We start from the raw sequence: 24,914 nt of genomic DNA on the forward strand, positions 1-24,914 counted from the left end.
CAGCCGGTTACGCAAGTATAATATCTAGGTCTGTAAAAGTAGATAAATGGAAGCCAAAGCCCCGGCAACCATTTAGTATAGATAATGATAGTCATCTGAGATGGAACAGAGGACTATAAGATGTCAAACAGGAAGTGGCGTCCGGACATACGCGATTTCAAGAGGCATCGGCATTAAAAGTAATCGAATCATTTAAGGAGGAAAACCGATGAAAACATTTATGGCTAGTCCTGCTACAATCGACAGAAAATGGTACGTAGTAGACGCTGAAGGTAAGACATTAGGACGTTTAGCATCAGAAGTTGCTAAAGTATTAAGAGGAAAGAATAAAGCAATCTTTACACCACACATTGACACAGGTGATTATGTAATCGTTGTCAATGCTGACAAGGTTAAGGTTACTGGTAAGAAATTAGACCAGAAGATTTACTATCATCACTCAGATTATATCGGTGGTATGAAAGAGACAACATTAAGAGAGATGATGAACAAGCATCCAGAGCGCGTTATCGAGTACGCTGTAAAGGGAATGCTTCCAAAGGGACCTCTTGGACGTCAGATGTATACAAAGTTATTCGTATACGCTGGACCAGATCACAAACATGCAGCTCAGAAGCCTGAGACATTAGAGTTTTAATAGGAGGTAAAGTAAATTGGCTACTACAAAGTATTACGGAACAGGAAGAAGAAAATCATCTGTTGCTAGAGTATATTTAGTACCTGGAACAGGAAAGATTACAATCAATAAAAGAGATATCGATGAGTACCTTGGTCTTGAGACATTAAAGGTAGTTGTTCGCCAGCCATTAGTTGCAACTGAGACAGTTGATAAGTTCGACGTTTTAGTTAACGTTCGTGGTGGTGGATACACAGGACAGGCCGGAGCAATCCGTCACGGAATCGCTCGTGCACTCCTTCAGGTAGATTCAGAGTACAGACCAGTTCTTAAGTCTGCTGGATTCTTAACACGTGATCCACGTATGAAAGAGCGTAAGAAATACGGTCTCAAAGCAGCTCGTAGAGCTCCTCAGTTCTCAAAGAGATAGTCTTTCGGAAAAGAGAATATCAAAAGTATATTACACCTCAGAACTTCGGTTCTGGGGTGTTTTTTTGTGTGAACTATGATAAAATAAATATTATAATAAAAAGTAAACAAGTATAAGAGAGAATATATTTTAATATTAATCAAAACAGAGGGAGTGATTATATGACAACTGTGAGCACCAAAAGTGGTAGAATTATAAAAGTTGTATCTAGAGAAGAAGAGAAGAGTACATTGACAGAATCGGATAATGAAATGGACGAAAGGGCAGTTGAAGCTGTTAAGGCAGCAATAAATAAAGCGAAAATATGTAAAAAACCTATAGCTGGTTATGACAATGAAAAGAAACAGGCTTATGTAGAGTATGCAAATGGGGAAAGAAAATATGCAGAATAAAAAACCGATGATTCTTGTATTAGCGGGACCTAATGGTTCGGGGAAAAGTACAATAACAGCCTTTTTTGATAAAGTTGGTAAATATACTAATGCTGATGATGTTGTTGCGACTACGGGAATGAATAATATGGAAGCGGCTGTTTTGGTTGATCGGATGAGAAAACGGAATTTATTATATTCCAATGTATATGGTACCAATTTTATAAAGATTTTTTAGAAACGTATATATTCATCAGGCAGCAAGTGGTTAAAGACGTAGAATAATAAACTTTTAACGGAGACACGCAGCTTTAAAATTTGTATATAGATGAATAAAATGCAGTGTATGAGGAGAATGTAATGAGAATATCAGATATTATGAGATTAGGAAAGTCTGCCATTATTTTTGCCACTATTGTAGTGGCTTTTTTGGCAATAATCTGGCTTTTAGGCTACAAAATGATTTATAAAAAAATATTGCATGGGAAAAAACAGATTTCAATTGGCAGAATAGGACTGGTGTGTGTACTTGCAGTATACATTGTTGTTGTCCTTTATGTGACATTGCTAAGAGGAGGTATTGGTTTTGGGGGATTTGAGTACCGGGCTAACTTTAAACCATTTTCTTCATACAAAGAGGCCTGGTACAATTTTAGTGCACAGGAATGGAGAAATCTGATACTTAATATATGTATGTTCGTGCCGTTTGGATTTTTACTACCAATTTGTTTTGGAAAGATTAAAAGAGCGTGGAAAATATATTTGTGCGGGTTTGGGTTTGCACTGTTTATAGAGGTTGTGCAGCTTATCACGGGACGAGGTGTATTTGAAACTGACGATATCATAAATAATACGATAGGTGCAATGATCGGATATGGATTATTTTCGGTTGCAAGACTGATATTTGTGGCAGTCTGTTCAAGGAAGAAAGTCCAAGATAATACAAATGAGGTCAGTGGAGTGGCACATGATGAAAATGTTTGTGAAAGACAGAACATTTCCATAAGAAAATGTCTGGTGGCACAGCTTCCGCTTGCGTTTACAATTATAGCTTTTGCAGCTGTTTTTATTGTATACAATAGTATGGAATATGGTAATCTTTCAATCGATAATCTTTCAAATCAAAATGTGGATGTCTCGATGGCAGATGGTGTGAGTCTGGCAGATGAGGCAGATCCGCTTGATGTATACACAATTCACAGGGCTACAGAAGATGAGGCGAGGGAGCTTGCCGACGGGTACTTTTCAAAGTATGGTGTTTTAATAGATGACTCAAAAACAGACATATATGATGATACTATTATTTTTTACAGTACCAGCCTTGATGATGAGGGTAGTAACCTGAGTATCTGGTGCGATTACGAAGGACCAACAGTAAGTTTCACGGATTTTTCAAATATAGATGATGAAAATTCGTATGCTGACGCTGGACTTTCAGAGGAATTTGTCAGAGAAAAGCTGGAAAATCTAGGAGTGGTTATTCCCGAAAACGCAGTTTTTGCACCAATCGAGGAATATGATGCAGGAAACTATAGGTTTACAAACGATGGAGAAATTCTTGACGATGGCTTGTATTATAAGGGAACGATAGAATGTTGTATTAATTCGTCAGGTAAAATTGAAAATTTCAGAGACTCCATGATAAAATATACGCCTTATAAAAAGGTAGATGTTATTTCAGAAAAAGAGGCTTATGACAGGCTATGTGCAGGAAAATTTTATTTCCCGGATTATGATAAGGATGAACAATTATCTGATTTAGTTGTAAAATCAGTGAAGATAAGTTACACACCGGATTCGAAGGGATATTATCGTCCGGTTTATGAGTTTGTGGCAAATGCAAATCAGGATACAGGCAAGAGAGAAATAAGTATAATGGTAGATGCTATGGAAATTTAGGGAGGAATAACTTACAAAAATTAACTGACAGCTGTATTAGGTCTGGTAAAAAACAAAACTTTCTCAACCAAATATTGGTTGAGAAAGTTTTGTTTTTTGGGGTATCTTTATTTTATATTGGCATCATAGAAATCTTTGTCTATATAGCAGCCGGCAGATAAATATTCAGTAGCATTTATGGCGCAGTCAAATTTTTCTATCATACCGCTGATAGGCTGGATCAAACCATCCCATCCATCAGATTCTTTGTAATTCATGCGAAGGCGTTTCCAGTCCGTAAACATACAGACAGCATCTCTTCCATTTTTACCATTTTTGGTTGGTAATTCCATTGTGGAGCCTTCTGTTATTACGGTTTTACCATTTTCATCAGGCGGAGCCATTTTGGCATTCATTTTCATCGGAATGATGAAATTTGCACTGGCAAGTTCGCGGAACAGGTGACCATAAAATATGTTGTATATGAGTTTTTCGTCATCTGTTTTTGGCTCATTCATTTGTCCTAGTAACAGGAGCCAACGTTCAACATCGGGGTTAGTTACCGGTCTTTGGATGGGTGGAAGATTACTGTAATCAGGTTTTTCAACAAGCATACATGCGTCAATAGAAAAATTATCATAGATAACTTTCACGCCACAGGCACCATTCAGATAAAATGTACTTCCAAGGAAATTGTATATGCCTTTTTTGTCTGAACCATTTTCTATTTTTACAATGTCAAAAACATCAGGATTATATTGATTTTTAATAATATCAATATATGCTTTTGGTATGAGCATGATATCAGGTGGTGTAGTTAAATATTGATCCGGTTGTTTTATGACCTGTGCCATCATAAAAGGTTCCCCGGTTTTTTTGTGGATTACAGTATAGATTTCCTGAGATGATAAAATGCGGCTGCACATATGATGTGAGATGGAATCCAGTGTTTTTTTATTAAAGGCTTTGATTTCTTCTGTTTCCTGAGTCTTCTTTTGTTCGATCAGCCAGCAGAATAATCTTCTTAATTCGGCCAGATCAGTAAGACTCATATTGTCATAGTCGATATCAGTAAGTTCCATCTTTTTTGTACTGATATAGGATTCGCCAAGTGCATAGATATATGCATCATGAACATTTTTTACTGATACATTTCGTGTTAATAATACAGAGCCGGGTTTAAGCTGGAGTTTACTTCCTGCTTCAAGCTTTACAATGACAAAAGTGTCTGCCGCAATATCAACGGAATTATTATTGATAATAATTTCAGTGACAGTTGTAAGTTCAGTCAGTTCACTATCTTCTCCGGGATTTGTGATGTAGATGGCAGCACCTTTATAAATAGTTCCGTTTACTTTTCCGGCAGCTAATAAATCGGCAGAATTTTCTATACGAAAAATTTTCTGCACGCCAAGATAGAAGTCGCTTTTTTCCTGCTGTTTAGATTTTTCCTTTTTAAAAAACATAATCTTTATAACTCCTTAAATAAAAATTTATGTTGTATCTTTATAAAATATTATCTATGATGAGAACAGGTTTATCAAGGTCTTTCTGAAAAAAATATTATTCCATCGAAAAACGCATTACTGTTCACACGCAAGCTTGACACTGCGCTGTCAAGCTATGCGCCATATGTTGACAGAAGTCTGAATTTCCCACACAAAATAGATCATAATGATTTGTGTTACAAGCTATTTAAAGTTCATGGTTTCACCTGGGGAGGCGATTGGGTAAACTCAAAAGATTATAAGAAGAAGATTATCTGAAGAAAACGTAAATTAAAATGCCATTATTGTGGTGCATATAAATACTGCAAAAAGAAACTTACAAAGTAATCGTGGACAATAATATATGAGCGCAAATATATGATTGTAAAAACAGCTTGGTTATGATAACGTAGATGTATCATAGGATAAAATTATATCCATTAAAGGAAAAGAGAGGGAATCATAATGAGCAAAGAAATACCATACAAAATATATCTTGAAGAGAGTGAAATGCCAAAGCAGTGGTACAATGTCCGTGCCGATATGAAAAACAAACCGGCACCGATATTAAATCCCGCCACATTAAAACCGATAACTGTTGATGAGCTTTCACCGATTTTCTGCAAGGAGCTTGCAAAACAGGAGATTGACGAGACAACGCCGTATTTTGACATACCACAGGAAATCAGGGATTTTTACAGAATGTACCGTCCATCACCACTTGTGCGTGCATACTGTCTTGAGAAAAAGCTCGGAACACCGGCACATATTTATTATAAATTTGAGGGAAATAATACATCCGGAAGCCACAAATTAAACTCTGCTATAGCACAGGCTTATTATGCAAAGAAGCAGGGACTTAAAGGTGTTACCACAGAAACCGGAGCAGGTCAGTGGGGAACAGCACTTTCTATGGCGTGTTCATACTTTGATCTGGACTGTCAGGTATATATGGTAAAGGTTTCATATGAGCAGAAGCCGTTCAGACGTGAAGTTATGAGAACATACGGAGCACAGGTCACACCATCCCCATCAATGAATACTGAGATAGGAAGAAAGATAAACGCAGAGTTCCCGGGAACAACAGGAAGCCTTGGCTGTGCCATATCAGAGGCGGTAGAAGCTGCCACAACACAGGAGGGTTACAGATATGTACTCGGATCAGTGCTTTCCCAGGTACTTATCCATCAGACTGTGATCGGACTTGAGACAAAGGCTGCACTTGATAAATATGGAGTAAAAGCAGACATGATCATCGGTTGTGCAGGAGGCGGTTCAAATCTTGGTGGACTTATCTCGCCATTTGCAGGAGAAATGCTCCGTGGGGAGGCTGATTATGAGATCATTGCGGTTGAACCGGCATCATGTCCTAGCCTTACACGCGGCCGCTATGCATATGATTATTGTGACACAGGAAAAATCTGTCCACTCGCTAAAATGTATACACTTGGCAGCGGATTTATTCCATCTGCAAACCATGCAGGAGGGCTTCGTTATCATGGTATGAGCTCTATAGTATCACAGCTTTATGATGACGGATATGTAAAAGCAAGAAGTGTAGAGCAGACAGAGGTATTTAAGGCGGCAGAAACCTTTGCAAGAGTCGAGGGAATACTTCCGGCACCGGAGAGCAGCCATGCGATAAAAGTTGCTATCGATGAGGCACTTAAATGTAAAGAGACAGGAGAAGAGAAAAATATCGTATTTGGTCTTACCGGAACGGGATACTTTGACATGTATGCTTATCAGAAGTACAATGATGGGGAGATGTCAGATTATATTCCGACAGATGAGGAAATCGCAAAGAGTTTAGCGAAGCTTCCAGTTGTAGATTGATTGACGGATCATAGGATGGAGTTTGAAGCAAGAATAAGGGAATGAGTGATTGATATCTATATATAATGGTATCTATATAAAAGAAATAAGAGGCGATAATAATGGATTTTGAAAGCAGAAGACAAAGAATTTTAGACAAGATGGAGGACAATTCTATAGCAATACTGTACTCAGGCATCGAGCACCATGTGAGCGCAGATGAGTATGATTTATTTACAGCACAGGCTAACCGCAATTTCTTCTATCTGACCGGACTTAGACGTGACAACATGGTCCTTGTCCTGGATAAATGTGTAGAGCCTGCTAAGACGATGCTCTTCATAGAGGAGGCAGACCCTACGATGGAGCGCTGGTACGGCAGGAAAGTGACTGTGGAGGAAGCCGAGGAAATATCAGGAATTGATGAGATAGAATACATTTATGAGCTTGAGAGCACGCTGGACAGGATAATGACGCGTGAGGATGTATATACTGCATATTTTGACACGTATCGTCACCAGAAAGCGGATTTGCCGGATTACAATGTGGTAAAAGCCAATGAATTTCGGACAGACTATCCGGGAGTTGCTGTGAAGAATCTTTTCCCACTTGTGGCAGAGGAGCGTATGCAGAAGGATAAGGATGAGATTGAGCTGACCAAAAAGGCAATCGCTCTCACAAAGGACGGACTCTGCAATGTGATGGCCAATTTAAAGCCGGGCATGAAGGAATATCAGGCACAGGCAGACTTTGAATATATCATAAGACGCGGTGGGGCAGAGTGGACAGCTTTTCCTACAATCGCCGGAAGCGGAATGAATGGAACAATGCTTCACTATGACACAAATCGTGAGACGATGGAGGATGGAACACTGGTGCTTCTTGACCTTGGAGCCAGAATAGATGGCTACAATTCGGATATTACGAGAACATATCCGGTAAATGGCAGGTTCACCGAGCGCCAGAAACAGGTATATGATATTGTGCTTGCTGCAAACCGAAAGATTGTCGAGGTTGCAAAGCCGGGAATGACTACTAAGGAATTAAACGAAGTATGTAAGGATGTGCTTGCAGACGGGCTTATGAAGCTTGGACTTATAAAGAACTCTGTAGAGATTTCACAGTATTACATGCATGGCGTGTCACACCATCTGGGAATTGATGTGCATGACGTGACAGTTGACTCAAACAGCAGGCTTCGTCCGGGAGCAATCATCAGTGACGAGCCGGGGCTGTATATAGATGAATGGGAAATTGGTATCAGGATTGAGGATGATGTGCTTATCACCGAGGACGGTGCAGTGTGTCTGTCGGAGGATATCATCAGAACCACTGAGGATATAGAGGCCTACATGGCAGAGTACAAAAAGAATTAATCGTGGTAAATGATAAATTTTGCGGTTTATAATATTTTTATGTGACATAATCTGATTTATGTATTATAGTAGTGCTAGTACAGCAGTTATTATTAATTGCTGTATAGGTGCAACGAAAATAATTCGTTCGACAGATGAAAGGAGAACAACTATGGTAAAGAAGATTAATGGCAGTGAATTTGAACAGGTTAAAAATAATAAGGCTATCATTGTTGATTTTTCGGCAGAGTGGTGCGGCCCATGCAAGATGCTTGCGCCGGTGATGGAGCAGCTTTCTGATGAAATCACAGATGTGGAGTTTTACAATATTGATGTGGACGAGAATCCTGATTTGGCAAGAGAGTATCGTATAATGAATATTCCGGCTGTTATTGCAATCAGGGAAGGTCAGGTTGCAGGTCAGCAGATAGGCCTTGTGTCTAAGGACGATATGAAAGGCTTTATAGAGGGAGTATTCTAAGAGGGAGTATTCTATAGTGTAAACCGGGCAGGCTATTGTGCCCGGTTTTACATTTTAGATTAGTTCTCTCGGAAAATTTTTCCAAAGATGAATCTAACAAGTGGTCCGGCAACAAAGAGCTGCCAGAAGAAGGCCATTGGAAAGTTTCTTACGACGAGCTCACAGAATGTCGCAAATATCTGTGAATTAAAACCACCATTGAAAAGGATGGTAGCGATAAAGCTCATCATAGGGCACATGAACCAGATTGAGAAGACAGAAATTGCAAGGATTATAGCAATAGGTCTGTCCTTTCCTGGTGTGACGATTTTGAAAGCGCATTTTTTGGCAAGTGGTCCGGCAATGAACGTATCAAGGATAAAACCGGCAACAATCATGATAGGAAATTCGCCTAATGCGGCCTTAAAAACAAAGTTCTTCATACCGCCTGTTTCAAGGGCAATATTGTAGCATATCATGGCATAAACCATGACAAGCACCATCATGATGGTAAAAATTGTTTCCTGTAATCTGTTTTTTGGCATTTTTCTTAAATCCTCCTGTTATGTAAATAAATATAGCTGTAACGAGTCGTTACAATAGGCTCTTGATAGCTGCGATAGAAAAAGGCATGAAGTGTATACAAGCCTTCATGCGTGTAAAAGCACAAAAAAATAGACAGAGGGAAACTTTCGTCTCGCTCTGTCTAAGCTGCAACTACCATTAATTGTCGATAGTTTATCACAGATAGAATATAAAAATCAATAGGAAGTTGGTACTAAATAATATGACAATAAAAGATATCGAATTTAAATTGAAAGATGGCAGAACTGCCATTTTGCGAAGTGCAAATGAAAAGGATGCCAAAGCTCTTATAGAGTACATGAAAAAATCAACAAGCGAAACGGATTTCTTACTGAGGACACCGGAAGAATGTGAGACACAGACCATCGAGCAGGAGATTGAATTCATAAATAGCTGCAATTCGTCAGGTACACAGGCACTGCTGGTTTGTGAAGCAGGTGGAAAAATTGCCGGAAATTGCATGGTCTGGTGGAATAACCGCGTGAAAACCGGGCATAGGGCAAGTGTGGCAATCGGCTTGCTGAGCGAATTCTGGAATCAGGGAATCGGAACGAAAATGTTCCGGGAAATGATAAAAATAGTAGAAAACAATCCAAAGATAATGCAGATGGAACTGGATTTTATCGAGGGCAATAGCAGGGCGAGAGCACTTTATGAGAAAATGGGATTTAGGATAACTGGCATAAAATTCAATTCTATCAGACAAAAGGATGGCACCTTGTGCAATGAGTATTCAATGATAAGGGAAATTAATAGATAAGCAAACCGTTTATGCGTGCCCAATATGTATTTTAGCGAGTACCAGAGAGTTTATCCCTTGTAAACCTTTACTATTATGTTATACTGTAATCGTTGCCGGGCATACTGATGTATGAACGGTAAACGGAAAAAGTAATTAGAACAGCAGGAGAAGGATTTTATGCTGTATCATAAATAAAAATGAGGTGAAAATCGTGCTTAAAGCAGAAAATTTAACTTTAAACGTAGATGATGAGGGCGGAAAGAAATGCCTTCTGAACAATATATCATTTCAGGTAGAGGACGGAGAAATGCTTGTCATCACCGGACCAAACGGAGGTGGAAAATCTACTCTGGCAAAGACCTTGATAGGTATCCAGACACCGGACAGCGGAAAGATCATACTTGACGGACAGGATATCACAGAGCTCGACATCAATCACAGGGCAAATGCGGGAATAGGCTTTGCATTCCAGCAGCCACCGAGATTTAAGGGAATGACAGTCATGAAGCTGCTCAAGCTCGCCGCAAAGGATGAGCTTTCAGACAAGGAGTGCTGCGACCTTCTTACCGCGGTAGGACTTTGCGCAAAGGATTACATTTACCGCCAGATTGACGGCACACTCTCAGGTGGAGAGATGAAGCGTATTGAGATTGCATCAGTGCTTGCCAAGGAGCATTCGCTTTGCATATTTGATGAGCCGGAGGCAGGAATCGATCTGTGGAGCTTTTCAATGCTCATACAGAAATTCGAGGAAATCCATACTGAGAAAAAGCAGAGCCTCATAGTGATTTCACATCAGGAGAAAATCATCAATATGGCAGACCGCATCATGATAATTGATGGCGGAGAAATCAAGAAAATCGGCACAAAGGACGAGGTGCTGCCTTATCTCAATGGTGTACAGAAATGTCACAAATGTGTAGAGAGACTGGAGGGAAGAGCATAATATGGTAAAGCTTGACAACGTAACAGAGGGCGTATTGGACGTCATAAATGATAATAAATTCAGTCAGACCGGTGCCTTTAACCTGCGTGAAAACGGAACATCAATCTGCCACGGAGACAGCGAGCACATCAAGATTAAGAAAAAGACAGACAAGCCGGGCATTGATATTTATATTGATGGAAAAACGGACGGAGAGGCTGTCTATATCCCGGTAGTGCTCAGCAAATCAGGCATGACAGACCTTGTATACAATGATTTCTATGTGGAGGATGGTGCAGATGTAAGGATTGTGGCAGGCTGCGGAATCCACAACAGTGGCTGCAACGAGAGCAGACACGATGGTATCCACACCTTCCATGTGGGTAAAAATGCGAATGTCCGTTATGAGGAAAAGCACTATGGCGAGGGAAACGGAACAGGTGCGAGAGTACTCAACCCTGTAACAAATATATTTGTGGGAGAGAATTCTGTTTTCACACTCGATACAGCACAGATAAAGGGTGTTGATTCGACAGTCCGTGAGACCAATGTGGAGCTTGGAAAGGACGCAAAGCTCTATGTCACAGAGCGTCTCATGACAGATGGAGAGCAGAAGGCGGAGTCGAACATCGAGGTGCAGTTAAACGGAGAGGACAGCTCTGCGCAGATTGTTTCCAGATCAGTAGGAAAAGGAAACTCAGTCCAGACCTTCCATCCAAACGCCATCGGCAACAGCAAATGCCAGGCTCATATCCAGTGTGATTCTATCATCATGGATCATGCAGAGGTCGGTTCAATCCCTGAAATCAGGGCAAAAAATATTGATGCAGCTATCATCCATGAGGCTGCAATCGGCAGGATAAACGACGAGCAGCTTCTCAAGCTCCGCACACTCGGACTTACAGAGGAAGAGGCAGAGGAAGTTATCATACAGAATTTCTTAAACTAAATCAGGTGTAAATAGAACCCCCGGAGCGTGATATTGATATGCTATCAAAGCCTACAATACGCTCCGGGATTTTACACTTACATTTAGGAGAAGCAAACTAGAGTCTGTTGATAGTCTGGTACGGATTAAAATAAGGAGTCAAAATGAAAGCGTATTATCATCTACCGGGATTGTTTGAATTTTATGAATTATACAAAGAATTTTTCCCACTGTACCGCAAGCACCGTGAATATTTTTATGACTGGTGCGAAATAGGTTCAATATACGGAGCACCGGCAGACTGCGTATGGGGCGGAGGCCGTGTCGGTTTTGGTGAGCATGATCCGGAGGAAGTGCTTAAGCTGATGCAGGAATATGGGATATCCGCGAGACTTACCTTTAGCAATTCATTGCTTACTAGGGAGCATCTTTCTGACAAAAAATGTAACGAGCTGTGCAGGATATTTGATATAGGCAGAGATAATGAGCGAAGCAGGGGCTTTGGAAACGATAATGATATAAGCGGGATAAACAAGCGCATAAAAGTAAAGGAATGTAGAAACGGCATAATCATCTATTCAGATATTCTGCTTGATTATATAAAAGAAAACTATCCCGGCTTTTATTTTATATCCTCAACCACAAAGGTTCTGACGGATTTTGGTGAATTTGAAAATGAGCTAAACAGAGAGGATTTCCGCTATGTAGTACCGGATTTCAGGCTGAACAAATCATTTGATAAACTGAAAGCATTATCACAACATCAAAAGGATAAAGTAGAATTTTTGTGCAATGAGTGCTGTTGGTTTGGCTGCACGGACAGGAAGAAATGCTACGAGACGGTTAGCCGCAAAAATCTGGGCGAGGATTGCCCGGAGCATTACTGCGTGGCACCTGATGCGGGCGAGGGATATCTATTTTCGAAGGCAATGGAAAATCCGGGATTTATAGGAGTAGACGATATAAAAAATACTTATCTGCCGATGGGCTTTAGCAATTTTAAAATAGAGGGCAGAGGCCTAGGAAGTGCCATGATACTTGAATTTCTGCTTTATTATATGACGAAGCCACAGTATCAGATACATGTCAGAGAGCACATTTATCTCGATAATATGCTGGATTTATTTTGAAATATAAAAACTATACATTAACCACAACAGGAAGGATGATTCTCAAAATGAATATTAGAAGGGCACAGGAAAAAGACATACCAAGACTTATTGAATTATTAGAGCAGGTGCTTCAGATCCATGCCGATATCAGACCGGATATTTTTATCCCGGGAACGACAAAATATACAAATGAAGAGCTTGCAGAGATGATAAAGGACGATACAAAGCCGATATATGTTGCGGCAGGTGATGATGATATCTGCATGGGATACGCATTCTGTCAGATAAGACAGCAGCCGTTTTCCAACAACATGGTGCCGTTTACATCACTTTTCATAGATGATCTGTGTGTAGATGCAAAGACCAGAGGAGCGCATATCGGAGAGCAGCTTTTTGAACATGTAAAGATTGAGGCAAAGCGTCTCGGCTGCTACGAGGTCACCCTCAATGTATGGAGTGGAAACACATCTGCTGAGAAATTTTATGAGAAGATGGGGCTTAAGACAAAGGAACGCCAGATGGAGTATATTTTATAGGAGAAAGGCGGAACAATGCCAGACATTATCATAGTAGAGGATAACAAAGAAATAGGAACGTTGCTGTGTGATTTCTTAAGAAGAGAAAACTACACAGTAAGCCTTGCAGATACAGGGGAAAAGGCGTTATCGATATTTGAGCAGTACGGAGCAAAGCTTTTGGTGCTTGATATCGGTTTGCCCGGACTTGATGGTTTTTCGGTCTGCTCGAGGATACGAGAGACCTCTAACACACATATCCTTATCGCAAGTGCCAAAACCGATAAGGAAAGCACGCTTAAAGGCTTGCAGATAGGAGCGGATGATTACATCAGCAAACCGTTTGATGTGGATATACTGATTGCAAAGATAAACGGTATATTCAAGCGCAAATATGCCCGCGAGGAGATCATATGCAATAACCTCAAATTAAATACGGTAACGCAGACACTGACCGTTGACGGAAAAGCGGTAAGCGTCACGGAAAAGGAATTTCAGTTACTGAGGCTTCTGGTGGAGAATAAGGGCATTACCCTCAAAAAAGATTATCTGTTTAACAGTGTATGGGGAAGCGACAGCGAATCCGAGCCGCAGACTCTGACAGTACATATAAAGTGGCTGCGCGAGAAAACGGAAAAAGAACCAAAGAAACCGGAGCACATCATAACAGTGTGGGGAACAGGATACAGATATGAATAAATACAGAAAATTTGCCGGGATATTCCTTGGTATAGAGCTGATACTGATCGCAATATCAAATGTGCTCTTTTTTATCATGGCACATATCAATGAGCCGGAAATAAGTAGAACTCAGGAAGCAACAGGCACAATATACAAGGTAATCTATACACAGACAGACCACAAAACATTGATCCTTATGAATGTTGGCATGGGAATCATGTTTTTGCTGTCTGTTTTTTTAGTGATGTACATAGGAAAAAAGATATTAAAACCTTTCCATAGGATGATGTCGCTTACGGAGGAACTGGCAAAGGGAAATCTATCTGTCCCTATCAAGGCAGAAAAGAGCAAATTCTTTGGCAGATTTCTATGGGGAATGGATATGCTGCGCGATAATTTAGAGAGCAGCAGGGAAAAGGAGCTGGAGCTTCAAAAAGAGAAAAAGACGATTATACTTTCACTGGCACATGACCTTAAAACTCCGCTTTCAGCTATAAGGCTGTACAACAAAGCATTATCTGAAAATCTCTATGATACACCGGAAAAAAGAGCACAGGTATATGCAGGGATTGACAAAAACGTAACAGAGATGGAGGGATATGTAACCGAGATCATGGCTGCATCGAGGGAGAAATTTTTAAACCTTACGGTAGAAATGGGCGAGGTCTATCTGTCATCTGTGATGGAATATATAAATGCGTATTATACGGACAAACTTTCCAATCTGCATACTGCATTTGAGGTGGAAAGCTACTTGGACTGTCTGCTGTGTGGAGACAGCAACAGGCTAATCGAGGTGTTGCAGAATATTATGGAAAATGCCTTAAAATACGGTGACGGAAAATATATCACGATTTCATTTTCCACGGAGGAGGACTGCTGTCTTATCACAGTAAAAAACACCGGCTGCACATTAAAGGAAGATGAACTTCCTCATCTTTTTGACTCATTTTACCGCGGAAGCAACGTGGGAAATGCGAAAGGCTCAGGGCTTGGACTTTACATATGCAGACAGCTTATGCACATGATGGACGGAGAGGTATTTGCAGAAATAAAGGAGAATGAATTTTTTGCTACAGTAGTAATCCATAAAGTATAAAATGCATTTAAGGATTATTTAATAATTTCCCATGTAATATGAATACAACGTAACAATACATATTACAGAGAGGAGAAAATATGTTTTTTCGAATATTGAAAAAAGATCTGAAAAGAAAAAAGACAATGAACATAATCCTGTTTGCCTTTATACTTCTGGCAACGATGTTTGTGTCGAGCGGTCTTAGCAATGTGGCAGCAGTCATGAACGGCACAGATTATTTTCTAAAAAAAGCAGGAGTCGGGGATTATGTCGTTATCATGATGGGAACGGACACGGATGATCCGATAAAGGATGTGTTAAAGGAGCAGGAGGACGTAAAAGAGTATCGGAAAGAAAACGTAGTGTTCGGAAATAAATCGGATCTGACTGACACGAAGGGAAAAGCACTGGAAGCAAGAAATGCGACTGTGTATCAGGCTATAGAGGACAGTAAGCTCAAATTCTTCGACAGCAAAAATGAAAAGATAACATCAATCGAGCCGGGACACGCATATGCGACAGGAGATTTCATGCAAAAAAATGGTCTACATCCTGGGGACAAGATTACAATCACATATGGCAATGTAAAGCTTTCCGTAATACTTGATGGGGAGGCAAAGGATGCACTGCTTGGTTCAAGTATGATGGGAAATAACCGGTTTTTACTCAGTAAGCAGGACGAAGGAAAGCTGGCAGAGGATACGGCAGAAGGTGTACAGCAGGGAAAAATATATTATATAGATCTGAAAAGTGGTGCGGATGAATCAAAACTTGCATCGGCGGTATCGGGAGAAGAGGGTGTGACATTTTCCGGTACTCATTCCATGATAAAAATGTGCTATCTGATCGATATGATAGTCGCATTTCTGATGCTGGTCTTAAGCGTATGCATGATGCTTGTTTCGTTTGTCGTGCTTAAATTTTCCATCACATTTACGATATCAGGGGAGTTCCGTGAAATCGGAGTGCTAAAAGCGATAGGAATAAAAAGCACAAATATACGAGGACTTTATATGGCAAAATATCTGCTTCTTGCGATAGCAGGGGCGATAGGGGGATTTATATGCAGTATACCGTTTTCAAATATGATGCTAGAGTCGGTAAGCCGTAATATGGTGCTCGGAGGCGGAAACAGCTATTATGCTTTGGAACTGGCAGGCGCATTTATCGTTGTGGCAGCGATACTGCTTTTTGCATTCAGATGTACAAAGCTTGTAAAAAAATTATCACCTATCGATGCTATACGCTCCGGACAGACAGGAGAGCGATATAACAGAAAATCACCGCTTCGTCTGGAAAAAAGCCGTGGTAGCACAAGCAGATTTTTAGCCATAAATGATGTACTTAGCGCACCAAGACGCTATGCAACGATAATCATTACGTTTTTTATATGCACAGTACTGGTGCTTTTGCTTGTGAACACAACATCTACGATGAGAAGCGACACACTTGTCACGACATTAGCCTCGCGCAGCGACCTTTATTATACGGATCTGACTGAGATGATGGGCAGCATGACAGCGGATGGACGGCAGTGTGTGGAAAACTATTTAAGTGACACGGAAAAACTTCTGGCAGAAAATGATATGCCTGCAAAGGTAATCTCAGAGGTGCAGTATAAATATCGTGTGAGTGCCGGTGGAAAAGATTACTCAATCGTATGCTTACAGGGCATTCATACAAAAGCCTCGGATTATGAGTACACCGAAGGGCTTGTTCCGCAAAATGCAAATGAGATCGCGATAACGCCGACGATCGCTAAAATGACCGGAGCAAAGATAGGAGATACGGTAACTATCGATTACGGAACCGAGAAGAGGGAATGTATTGTTGTGGCATATTTCCAGAGCATGAACCAGCTTGGCGCAGTAATAAGGCTACATGAGGACGCACCTACGGACTTTGCGCATATTTCAAACATGGCGGCATATCAGATCAATTTTAGTGATGATCCGTCTGCGTCTGAAATTGAAAATCGAAAAGAAAAGATAAAGAAGTTATTTGACAATGAGGATGTGATGAATGCCGCAGAATACTGTGACGATAGCATGAATTGCGCATCTGCAATGGAGGCAGTGCAGTATTTGTTCCTCGGGATAACTCTGATCGTGGTAGTTCTCATCTGTGTTCTGATGGAAAGATCGTTTATCAGCGATGAAAAGAGTCAGATCGCAACACTAAAAGCGACAGGCTTTTCAGACAATCGGATAATCAGGTGGCACACCGCACGATTCGGGTTTGTAACGCTTATAGCGGTGCTGCTTGCAGCGATATGCTCAGTTCCGGTAACACATCTGGTTGATGACCCAATCTATAGTATGCTTGGAGTCTCGAAAATATCATATGTAATAGATCCATGGAAAATATTTCTGATCTATCCGGGCATCGTCTTTTTGATGACGCTTGCGGCATCGGGACTTACGGCACTTAATATCAGAGGAATAAAGAGCAGCGATATATCGAATATCGAGTAGGAGGAAAGAAAGCATGGCAGCATTACTTAGCGCAAAGGATCTTTGCAAAACTTATGTGATAGATAAAAGACAGAATAACGTACTTAAAAATGTAAATTTAGAGGTAAACGAGGGCGAGATGATCGCCATTATGGGACCGTCAGGATCAGGCAAATCAACACTTTTGTATGCGATATCCGGTATGGATCGTGTGACGAGCGGACAGGTCATTTTTGATGGAAAAGATATAACCGAACTTAGAGAAAAAGAGCTTGCCAAACTGCGTCTTGATGAGATGGGATTTATTTTTCAGCAGATGTATATGATGAAAAATCTCACGATACTTGACAACATCATACTTCCTGCGGCAGAGAGCAAAAAGACAAAGGAGAGCAACAAGGAAAAGCAGATGCGTGGAGAGGCACTTATGCGAAAACTTGGCATCATAGAGGTGGCGGACAACGATATAAACGAGGTTTCCGGCGGACAGCTTCAGCGAGCCTGCATCTGCCGCAGTATGATGAACTCTCCGAAGCTTCTCTTTGCGGATGAACCTACCGGAGCATTAAACCGCACTTCCTCAAATGAAGTTATGGATGAACTTGTAAAACTTAATAAAGAGGGAACAACGATCGTTATGGTGACACATGACGCAAAGGTGGCTTCGCGGTGCAGCAGGGTACTTTTTATCGTGGATGGAAATATAAAAGGCGAGTACACAGAGCTTTCAAATGAGGCAGATCAAAACCGACGGGAGAGAGGATTGAATAACTGGCTGATGGATCAGGGATGGTAGAAAGCATGATAAATAGGATGAGATACATTTCTCAAAAGCCGAAATCTGTCAATGCAAAAATATGTTGACAAACACAAAAAGGAGTGATAAACTTTAAATAAATTTAGCGAGATAAAGTATTAAATCGTTAAAGAAATTCAAACAGTATAAAAAGTTTGCACAATTAAATAAATTGTAAACCGTTGAAGCGGAGATAACGGCAATGATGCCTTTACAGAGAGCCTGTGGTGCTGAGAATCAGGTGTGAAACAAGTTGTCAAATGGACCGCTGAGGGCGCAGTCAAATGGATTTATCATTCATCCAGAGTATTCTGCGACGTGTGGGCATACGTCATTTGCCCGGGATATGTTGGTATCCTGCCAAGCGCACGAACTTTATCGTGAATTCAAGGTGGCACCGCGGATAGTTAAGATTATTCGTCCTTGACAGAAGTAATATTCTGTCAGGGACTTTTTTTTAGTGAACAAAGAGGTACAATGGAGTTTGCAAGTCTGCATGCTCGCATGCGAGATTTCAAGTGAACATTGGGTTGTACAACATAAAGCGAGAATTGTAGCAGCGCAAGCTGCACAGAAGCCTCGAAGAGGCGAATTCGAGCTGTATGTTGGACGTTTGTTCACAGCAGAAAATCAAAGCTGCATGTTGGGCATTTGTTCACACAAACATAAAATTTGGAGGTAAGCATATGAAATTTTTCCCTACACTGACCGAAGTTAAAGAAATAGCAAAAACCGGGAAGTATGACATTCTCCCTGTAAGCTGTGAGATATTATCAGACTTTATCACACCTATAGAGGCTATGAGGATTCTGCAGAATGTTTCAACACATTGTTATCTGCTTGAATCAGCACAGGCCAATGAAGCCTGGGGAAGATATACATTTTTGGGATATGATCCAAAGCTTGAGATTAACTGCATAGATGGTCATATGAAGCTTGGAAAGCTTTCGGTGGAGACGGACAATCCTTCAGAGTACATCAGACAGATTCTTTCAGAGTACAAGAGTCCGAAATTCGATTATCTGCCATCTTTTACAGGTGGACTTGTAGGTTATTTTTCGTATGATTATCTGGGCTACAAGGAGAAAAGCATCAGAGGAAAGGCAAGGGACACAGAGGATTTTAAGGATGTTGATCTGATGCTTTTTGACAAGGTCATCGCCTTTGACAATCTGTGCCAGAAGATAATACTAATCGCAAATATGTTACTTGATGCTCCGGAAACAGGCTACAACAAGGCGATTGTTGAGCTAAAGCAGCTTAGGGAGCTTCTGATGCACGGAGAGAAAAAACAGAATATGGGTGGAAAGCTGCTGGGGGAGGTCACACCGCTTTTTGACAAGGAGCAGTATTGTGAGATGGTCGAGAAGGCAAAGCATCATATCAAGGAGGGCGATATTTTCCAGATAGTTTTATCCAACAGATTGAGTGCACCGTTTGAGGGAAGCCTTTTTGATACCTACCGCGTGCTTCGTACGATAAATCCTTCGCCGTACATGTTTTATTTTTCGGGAACGGATGTGGAGGTTGCGGGAGCATCTCCGGAGACTCTTGTAAAGCTTGAAAACGGAGTGCTTCACACATTCCCACTGGCAGGCACGAGACCGAGAGGCGCGACAGAGGAAGAGGATAAAGAGCTTGAGGCAGGACTTCTTGCAGACGAAAAGGAGCTCGCAGAGCACAACATGCTTGTGGACCTTGGAAGAAATGACCTCGGAAAAGTAAGTAAATTCGGAAGTGTAAAGGTAGAAAAGCTTCATTCCATCGAGAGATATTCACATGTAATGCATATCGGTTCAACAGTAAGAGGCGAAATCAGGGATGAATATGACGCACTCGATGCCATTGAGGCAGTGCTTCCGGCAGGAACACTTTCAGGAGCACCAAAGATCAGAGCGTGCCAGCTCATTGGAGAGCTTGAGGACAACAAGCGAGGCATATACGGTGGCGCGATTGGATATATAGATTTTACCGGAAATATGGATACATGTATTGCAATCCGTATTGCCTACAAGAAAAACGGCAAGGTTTTCGTGAGAAGCGGAGCGGGAATCGTTGCGGATTCAGACCCTGAGAAGGAATTTCAGGAGTGCATAAACAAGGCAAAGGCTTCTCTTAAGGCACTGGAAGTCTCACAGGAGGTGGAAGAATGATTTTACTGATTGATAACTACGACAGCTTTTCTTACAATCTGTATCAGCTAATCGGCGAGATAGAGCCTGATATCAGAGTAATCAGAAATGATGAGATGACAGTTGAAGAGATTAAGGCTTTAAAGCCTGACCGCATCATTTTATCACCGGGACCGGGAAGACCTGAGGATGCGGGCGTGATAATAGCTGTGGCAAAGGAGCTTGGAAAGAAAATCCCAATCCTTGGCGTGTGTCTCGGTCATCAGGCGATATGCGCAGCATACGGTGCAACAGTCACATATGCAAAGCAGCTCATGCACGGAAAGCAGTCGGATGTATCGTTTGACACAAAAAGCCTTTTATTCAAGGGTTGCCCGGAGCATGCAAAGGTTGCCAGATATCATTCGCTTGCGGCAGATGCAGATACGATGCCGGATTGCCTAAAGATTACAGCCACTACAGATGATGGTGAGATTATGGCAGTGCAGCATAAGGAGTATCCGATTTACGGAGTGCAGTTTCACCCGGAGTCAATCATGACACCGGACGGAAAGCAGATGCTTAGTAATTTTATCAAAGCATAAAATTTATATATTGGTTGTTGAATTGAAAACAAATAGCAGAACAAAATCATCGGAATACAGGAGGACATAATCATGATAAAAGAAGCCATAGTAAAAATCGTAAACAAAGAAGACCTCACATATGACGAGGCATATGCAGTGATGAATGAAATCATGGGCGGTGAGACAACACCAACCCAGAATGCAGCTTTTCTTGCAGCTCTTTCCACAAAGAGTGCAAAGGCTGAGACAACAGACGAAATCGCAGGCTGTGCGGCAGCCATGAGAGAGCATGCGGTACAGGTGAAAACAGGTATGGATGTGTTCGAAATCGTGGGAACAGGCGGAGACAATGCACAGAGCTTCAACATTTCAACAACCTCAGCACTTGTAGCGGCAGCAGGCGGCATGAAGGTGGCAAAGCACGGAAACAGGGCAGCCTCTTCATTATGCGGTACAGCAGACTGCCTTGAGGCACTCGGTGTCAACATAGACCAAAGCCCTGAGAAATGTGTAGAGCTTTTAAATAAAGTCGGCATGTGCTTCTTCTTTGCACAGAAATATCACACATCAATGAAATATGTCGGACCTATCAGAAAAGAGCTTGGCTTTAGAACCGTATTCAATATTTTAGGACCACTCACAAACCCTGGTTCACCGGCCATGCAGCTTCTCGGAGTGTACGATGAGTACCTCGTAGAGCCGCTTGCACAGGTGCTTGTAAGCCTCGGAGTAAAGCGCGGAATGGTAGTCTACGGCATGGATAAGCTCGATGAGATTTCCATGAGCGCACCGACCGAGGTATGCGAGATAAAGGACGGATGGTTCAGAACCACAGTAATCACACCGGAGGATTTCGGCTTTGAGCGCTGTACAAAGGAGGATTTAAAAGGCGGTACACCTGAGGAAAATGCAAAAATCGTGCGTGATATCTTAGGAGGACAGAAGGGGCATAAGAGAAATGCAGTACTCATGAACGCAGGCGCATCACTTTATATCGGTGGAAAGGCCGACAGCATGAAAGCAGGTATCGAGCTTGCCGCAGAAATCATTGATTCAGGAAAAGCACTTGAGACACTCGATAAGCTTATCGAGGTAAGCCGATGAATATTTTAGATCAGCTTGCCGAATATTCAAGGCTTCGAGTGGCAGAGGACAAGAAAAAAATAAGCCTTGAGGAAATGAAAAATATCGCGATTCAGACGAAAAACGAAAAGCTTTGTGATTTTGCATTTGAAAAAGCACTCAAAAAGGATGGCTTGAGCTTCATATGCGAGTGCAAGAAGGCTTCGCCGTCAAAGGGGCTTATAGAGCCGGATTTCAGATATCTTGAAATCGCAAGGGAATACGAGAAGGCAGGTGCAGATTGCATCTCGGTACTGACAGAGCCAAAGTGGTTTTTAGGCTCGGATGAGTATCTTAAGGAGATTTCAAAAACAGTTTCGATTCCGTGCATACGAAAGGATTTTACGGTTGATGAATATCAGATATATCAGGCAAAGACACTCGGTGCAGCTGCTGTGCTTTTAATCTGCTCCATACTGTCAGAGGAGCAGCTTGGTGAATATATAAAAATCTGTGACAGCCTCGGCATAAGCGCCCTTGTGGAGATACACAATGAAAAAGAGGCAGGGATGGCGGTAAGAGCCGGTGCCAGAATAATAGGTGTCAACAACCGTAATCTGAAGGACTTTACAGTTGATACAGCTAACAGCAGAAAGCTGCGCGACCTGATTCCGGAGGATATCATATTTGTATCGGAAAGCGGTGTAAAGAGCACTGACGATATCAGGGCAATACGTGAAATCGGAGCTGACGCAGTGCTTATCGGAGAGACGCTGATGAGAGCGGAGGACAAAAAGAAAAAACTCGATGAATTGCGATTAAGCTGATAGAGCTATATATAAGCATCTTCATAGATTTAAGAACATTTACAAATACACATCAGAAGGGAAAACAACATGACAAATCCAAACGGAAGATTCGGTATTCACGGAGGCCAGTACATTCCTGAAACCCTCATGAATGCCGTTAAAGAATTAGAAGAAGCATACAATCATTACAAAAACGATCCTGAATTTAACAGAGAGCTCACAGAGCTTCTCAACGATTATGCAGGAAGACCATCGAGACTGTACTACGCTGAAAAGATGACAAAGGATCTCGGTGGAGCAAAAATATACCTTAAGAGAGAGGATTTAAACCATACAGGAGCGCACAAGATCAACAACGTGTTAGGGCAGGCGCTTCTGGCAAAGAAAATGGGCAAAACCCGCCTGATAGCTGAGACCGGAGCCGGTCAGCACGGCGTGGCAACAGCAACGGCAGCAGCTCTCATGGGCATGGAATGTGTCGTATTTATGGGCGAGGAGGACACAAAGCGTCAGGCACTCAATGTATACCGCATGCGTCTGCTCGGAGCAGAGGTTATCCCTGTCACATCAGGCACAGCCACATTAAAGGATGCCGTATCGGAGGCAATGAGAGAGTGGACCAAGAGAATTTCAGACACACATTACTGCCTTGGCTCAGTTATGGGACCACATCCGTTCCCTACCATCGTAAGAGATTTCCAGGCGGTCATCTCAAAGGAAATCAAGGAGCAGATGCTTGAAAAGGAGCACAGACTGCCGGATGCGGTCATCGCATGTGTGGGCGGTGGCTCAAATGCCATCGGAAGCTTTTACAACTTCATAGAGGATGAGGGAGTTGAACTCATCGGCTGCGAGGCAGCAGGAAGAGGAATCGATACCTTTGAGACTGCAGCCACAGTAAATACAGGCCGTCTTGGTATTTTCCACGGCATGAAGTCATACTTCTGTCAGGACAAATACGGACAGATTGCTCCGGTTTATTCTATTTCTGCAGGACTTGATTATCCGGGAGTTGGACCGGAGCACGCATATCTGCACGATATCGGAAGAGCAAAATATGTACCGGTAACAGATGATGAGGCAGTAAATGCTTTTGAATACCTCGCAAAGACAGAGGGAATCATCCCTGCAATCGAGTCCTCACATGCAGTGGCATATGCCATGAAGCTGGCTCCTACAATGGACAAGGACAAGATAATCGTTGTTACTGTTTCAGGCAGAGGCGACAAGGACTGCGCGGCAATAGCAAGATACAGAGGGGAGAATATTTATGAGTAAGATAAGAAGTGCGTTTGAAAACGGCAAGGCATTTATACCATTTATCACCTGCGGTGATCCAAATTTAGAGACAACTGCGAAAATCGTAAGAGAAGCTGTTGCAAACGGAGCAGACCTTATAGAGCTTGGTATTCCGTTCTCTGATCCTACGGCAGAGGGACCGGTAATCCAGGGCGCCAACATAAAGGCGCTTGCAGCCGGAGTCACAACAGACAAGGTTTTTGACCTTGTGAGAGATTTGAGAAAAGATGTCACAATCCCAATGGTTTTCATGACATATGCAAATGTGGTTTATTCCTACGGCGCAGAAAAGTTTATCAGTACATGTAAGGAAATAGGCATTGACGGACTTATCCTGCCTGATATCCCATATGAGGAAAAGGAAGAGTTTTTACCACTCTGCGAGAAATATGCTGTGGACCTCATTTCATTTATCGCACCTACATCAAAGGATCGCATCGCAATGATTGCAAAGGAGGCAACCGGCTTTATCTATGTGATTTCAAGCCTCGGAGTCACAGGTACAAGAAGCGAGATTAAGACAGATCTGGCTTCCATCGTCAAGGTAATCAGAGAAAACACTGATGTGCCATGTGCTATCGGCTTTGGCATTTCCACACCTGAGCAGGCAAAGAAGATGGCAGACATCTCGGATGGTGCCATTGTGGGCTCGGCTATCATCAAGATAATCGATGAATATGGTGAGGCTTCACCAAAGCATGTCGGTGAGTATGTTAAATCTATGAAGGATGCGCTGTAATTTGTATTGAAAGCTTGACAAAGCTATTGGTTAATTCATAATAAAGTAAAAGGATGCAGATTTGCAAATATGGTAAG

Annotated in this window: 26 protein-coding genes; 24 read left to right on the plus strand and 2 right to left on the minus strand. The window is 41.8% G+C overall.

What is annotated here, in order from left to right; all coding sequences use genetic code 11:
- Positions 1-208: 208 nt before the first annotated feature.
- From rplM to ACW6PM_RS01730, 5 genes are all read left to right on the plus strand, one after another.
- Positions 209-637 (plus strand): 50S ribosomal protein L13, encoded by a 429-nt coding sequence (gene rplM, locus ACW6PM_RS01710; RefSeq protein WP_012743749.1) that lies wholly within the window; start codon positions 209-211, stop codon positions 635-637.
- Between the two features lie 16 nt (positions 638-653).
- Positions 654-1,046: a 30S ribosomal protein S9 gene (rpsI, locus tag ACW6PM_RS01715; RefSeq protein WP_012743748.1), complete on the plus strand. Its 393-nt coding sequence runs from the start codon at positions 654-656 to the stop codon at positions 1,044-1,046.
- Positions 1,047-1,207: 161 nt separating this feature from the next.
- A complete protein-coding gene (locus ACW6PM_RS01720) occupies positions 1,208-1,438 on the plus strand; it encodes a hypothetical protein (protein ID WP_022292871.1) in 231 nt (76 codons plus the stop codon).
- Positions 1,428-1,655 carry a hypothetical protein gene (locus ACW6PM_RS01725; protein WP_456056017.1) on the plus strand — a complete coding sequence of 76 codons (228 nt, stop codon included), beginning with the start codon at positions 1,428-1,430 and terminating at the stop codon, positions 1,653-1,655. The genes ACW6PM_RS01720 and ACW6PM_RS01725 overlap by 11 nt, the downstream gene beginning before the upstream one ends.
- A gap of 122 nt (positions 1,656-1,777) precedes the next feature.
- Positions 1,778-3,316: a VanZ family protein gene (locus ACW6PM_RS01730; protein ID WP_456056018.1), complete on the plus strand. Its 1,539-nt coding sequence runs from the start codon at positions 1,778-1,780 to the stop codon at positions 3,314-3,316.
- A gap of 107 nt (positions 3,317-3,423) precedes the next feature.
- Here ACW6PM_RS01730 and ACW6PM_RS01735 read toward each other — a convergent pair whose 3' ends face one another.
- Positions 3,424-4,761, minus strand: a complete 1,338-nt coding sequence (locus tag ACW6PM_RS01735; RefSeq protein WP_456056019.1) for an SseB family protein — start codon at positions 4,759-4,761, stop codon at positions 3,424-3,426.
- A 147-nt stretch (positions 4,762-4,908) separates the two neighbouring features.
- On the opposite strand from ACW6PM_RS01735, the gene ACW6PM_RS01740 reads away from it, so the two are divergent.
- The 4 genes from ACW6PM_RS01740 (at position 4,909) to trxA (ending at position 8,433) form a co-directional block, all read left to right on the plus strand.
- Positions 4,909-5,061 (plus strand): M15 family metallopeptidase, encoded by a 153-nt coding sequence (locus ACW6PM_RS01740; protein WP_456056081.1) that lies wholly within the window; start codon positions 4,909-4,911, stop codon positions 5,059-5,061.
- A gap of 183 nt (positions 5,062-5,244) precedes the next feature.
- A complete protein-coding gene (locus ACW6PM_RS01745; RefSeq protein ID WP_448754185.1) occupies positions 5,245-6,618 on the plus strand; it encodes a TrpB-like pyridoxal phosphate-dependent enzyme in 1,374 nt (457 codons plus the stop codon).
- Positions 6,619-6,719: 101 nt separating this feature from the next.
- Positions 6,720-7,973, plus strand: coding sequence for an aminopeptidase P N-terminal domain-containing protein (locus ACW6PM_RS01750; RefSeq protein WP_456056020.1), 1,254 nt, complete (start codon positions 6,720-6,722; stop codon positions 7,971-7,973).
- Positions 7,974-8,124: 151 nt separating this feature from the next.
- Positions 8,125-8,433 (plus strand): thioredoxin, encoded by a 309-nt coding sequence (trxA, locus tag ACW6PM_RS01755; RefSeq protein WP_456056021.1) that lies wholly within the window; start codon positions 8,125-8,127, stop codon positions 8,431-8,433.
- A 59-nt stretch (positions 8,434-8,492) separates the two neighbouring features.
- Here trxA and ACW6PM_RS01760 read toward each other — a convergent pair whose 3' ends face one another.
- A complete protein-coding gene (locus ACW6PM_RS01760) occupies positions 8,493-8,957 on the minus strand; it encodes a DUF2798 domain-containing protein (RefSeq protein ID WP_117715039.1) in 465 nt (154 codons plus the stop codon).
- Positions 8,958-9,199: 242 nt separating this feature from the next.
- On the opposite strand from ACW6PM_RS01760, the gene ACW6PM_RS01765 reads away from it, so the two are divergent.
- From ACW6PM_RS01765 to trpA, 15 genes are all read left to right on the plus strand, one after another.
- Positions 9,200-9,757, plus strand: a complete 558-nt coding sequence (locus tag ACW6PM_RS01765) for a GNAT family N-acetyltransferase (RefSeq protein ID WP_456056022.1) — start codon at positions 9,200-9,202, stop codon at positions 9,755-9,757.
- A 193-nt stretch (positions 9,758-9,950) separates the two neighbouring features.
- Positions 9,951-10,685, plus strand: coding sequence for an ABC transporter ATP-binding protein (locus ACW6PM_RS01770; RefSeq protein ID WP_041254674.1), 735 nt, complete (start codon positions 9,951-9,953; stop codon positions 10,683-10,685).
- Between the two features lies 1 nt (position 10,686).
- Positions 10,687-11,613, plus strand: coding sequence for a SufB/SufD family protein (locus ACW6PM_RS01775; protein ID WP_012743742.1), 927 nt, complete (start codon positions 10,687-10,689; stop codon positions 11,611-11,613).
- 143 nt (positions 11,614-11,756) lie between these two features.
- Positions 11,757-12,722 carry a hypothetical protein gene (locus ACW6PM_RS01780; RefSeq protein WP_456056023.1) on the plus strand — a complete coding sequence of 322 codons (966 nt, stop codon included), beginning with the start codon at positions 11,757-11,759 and terminating at the stop codon, positions 12,720-12,722.
- A gap of 47 nt (positions 12,723-12,769) precedes the next feature.
- The gene (locus tag ACW6PM_RS01785; RefSeq protein ID WP_456056024.1) at positions 12,770-13,240 is read left to right on the plus strand and encodes an N-acetyltransferase family protein; all 471 of its coding nucleotides are present in this window, start codon (positions 12,770-12,772) and stop codon (positions 13,238-13,240) included.
- A 15-nt stretch (positions 13,241-13,255) separates the two neighbouring features.
- The gene (locus ACW6PM_RS01790) at positions 13,256-13,918 is read left to right on the plus strand and encodes a response regulator transcription factor (protein WP_456056025.1); all 663 of its coding nucleotides are present in this window, start codon (positions 13,256-13,258) and stop codon (positions 13,916-13,918) included.
- On the plus strand, positions 13,911-14,999 hold the full coding sequence (locus ACW6PM_RS01795) for an ATP-binding protein (RefSeq protein ID WP_456056026.1): 1,089 nt from the start codon (positions 13,911-13,913) through the stop codon (positions 14,997-14,999). The genes ACW6PM_RS01790 and ACW6PM_RS01795 overlap by 8 nt, the downstream gene beginning before the upstream one ends.
- A gap of 80 nt (positions 15,000-15,079) precedes the next feature.
- Positions 15,080-17,455, plus strand: coding sequence for an ABC transporter permease (locus ACW6PM_RS01800; RefSeq protein WP_456056027.1), 2,376 nt, complete (start codon positions 15,080-15,082; stop codon positions 17,453-17,455).
- 13 nt (positions 17,456-17,468) lie between these two features.
- Complete coding sequence (locus ACW6PM_RS01805; protein ID WP_456056028.1) at positions 17,469-18,230, plus strand: ABC transporter ATP-binding protein; 762 nt, start codon at positions 17,469-17,471, stop codon at positions 18,228-18,230.
- 686 nt (positions 18,231-18,916) lie between these two features.
- Positions 18,917-20,383 carry an anthranilate synthase component I gene (gene trpE / locus ACW6PM_RS01810; protein WP_456056029.1) on the plus strand — a complete coding sequence of 489 codons (1,467 nt, stop codon included), beginning with the start codon at positions 18,917-18,919 and terminating at the stop codon, positions 20,381-20,383.
- Positions 20,380-20,946, plus strand: coding sequence for an anthranilate synthase component II (locus ACW6PM_RS01815; protein WP_456056030.1), 567 nt, complete (start codon positions 20,380-20,382; stop codon positions 20,944-20,946). The genes trpE and ACW6PM_RS01815 overlap by 4 nt, the downstream gene beginning before the upstream one ends.
- Before the next feature lie 72 nt (positions 20,947-21,018).
- Entirely contained in the window at positions 21,019-22,032 is a 1,014-nt protein-coding gene (gene trpD / locus ACW6PM_RS01820; RefSeq protein ID WP_456056031.1) for an anthranilate phosphoribosyltransferase, read from the plus strand.
- Positions 22,029-22,817: an indole-3-glycerol phosphate synthase TrpC gene (gene trpC, locus ACW6PM_RS01825; RefSeq protein WP_456056032.1), complete on the plus strand. Its 789-nt coding sequence runs from the start codon at positions 22,029-22,031 to the stop codon at positions 22,815-22,817. The genes trpD and trpC overlap by 4 nt, the downstream gene beginning before the upstream one ends.
- Before the next feature lie 69 nt (positions 22,818-22,886).
- Positions 22,887-24,077 (plus strand): tryptophan synthase subunit beta, encoded by a 1,191-nt coding sequence (gene trpB / locus ACW6PM_RS01830; RefSeq protein WP_118004059.1) that lies wholly within the window; start codon positions 22,887-22,889, stop codon positions 24,075-24,077.
- On the plus strand, positions 24,070-24,837 hold the full coding sequence (gene trpA, locus ACW6PM_RS01835) for a tryptophan synthase subunit alpha (RefSeq protein ID WP_330022225.1): 768 nt from the start codon (positions 24,070-24,072) through the stop codon (positions 24,835-24,837). Before trpB ends, trpA begins: the two co-directional genes overlap by 8 nt.
- The last annotated feature ends 77 nt before the right edge of the window (positions 24,838-24,914 follow it).

The sequence above is a fragment of the Agathobacter sp. genome (assembly GCF_977054825.1).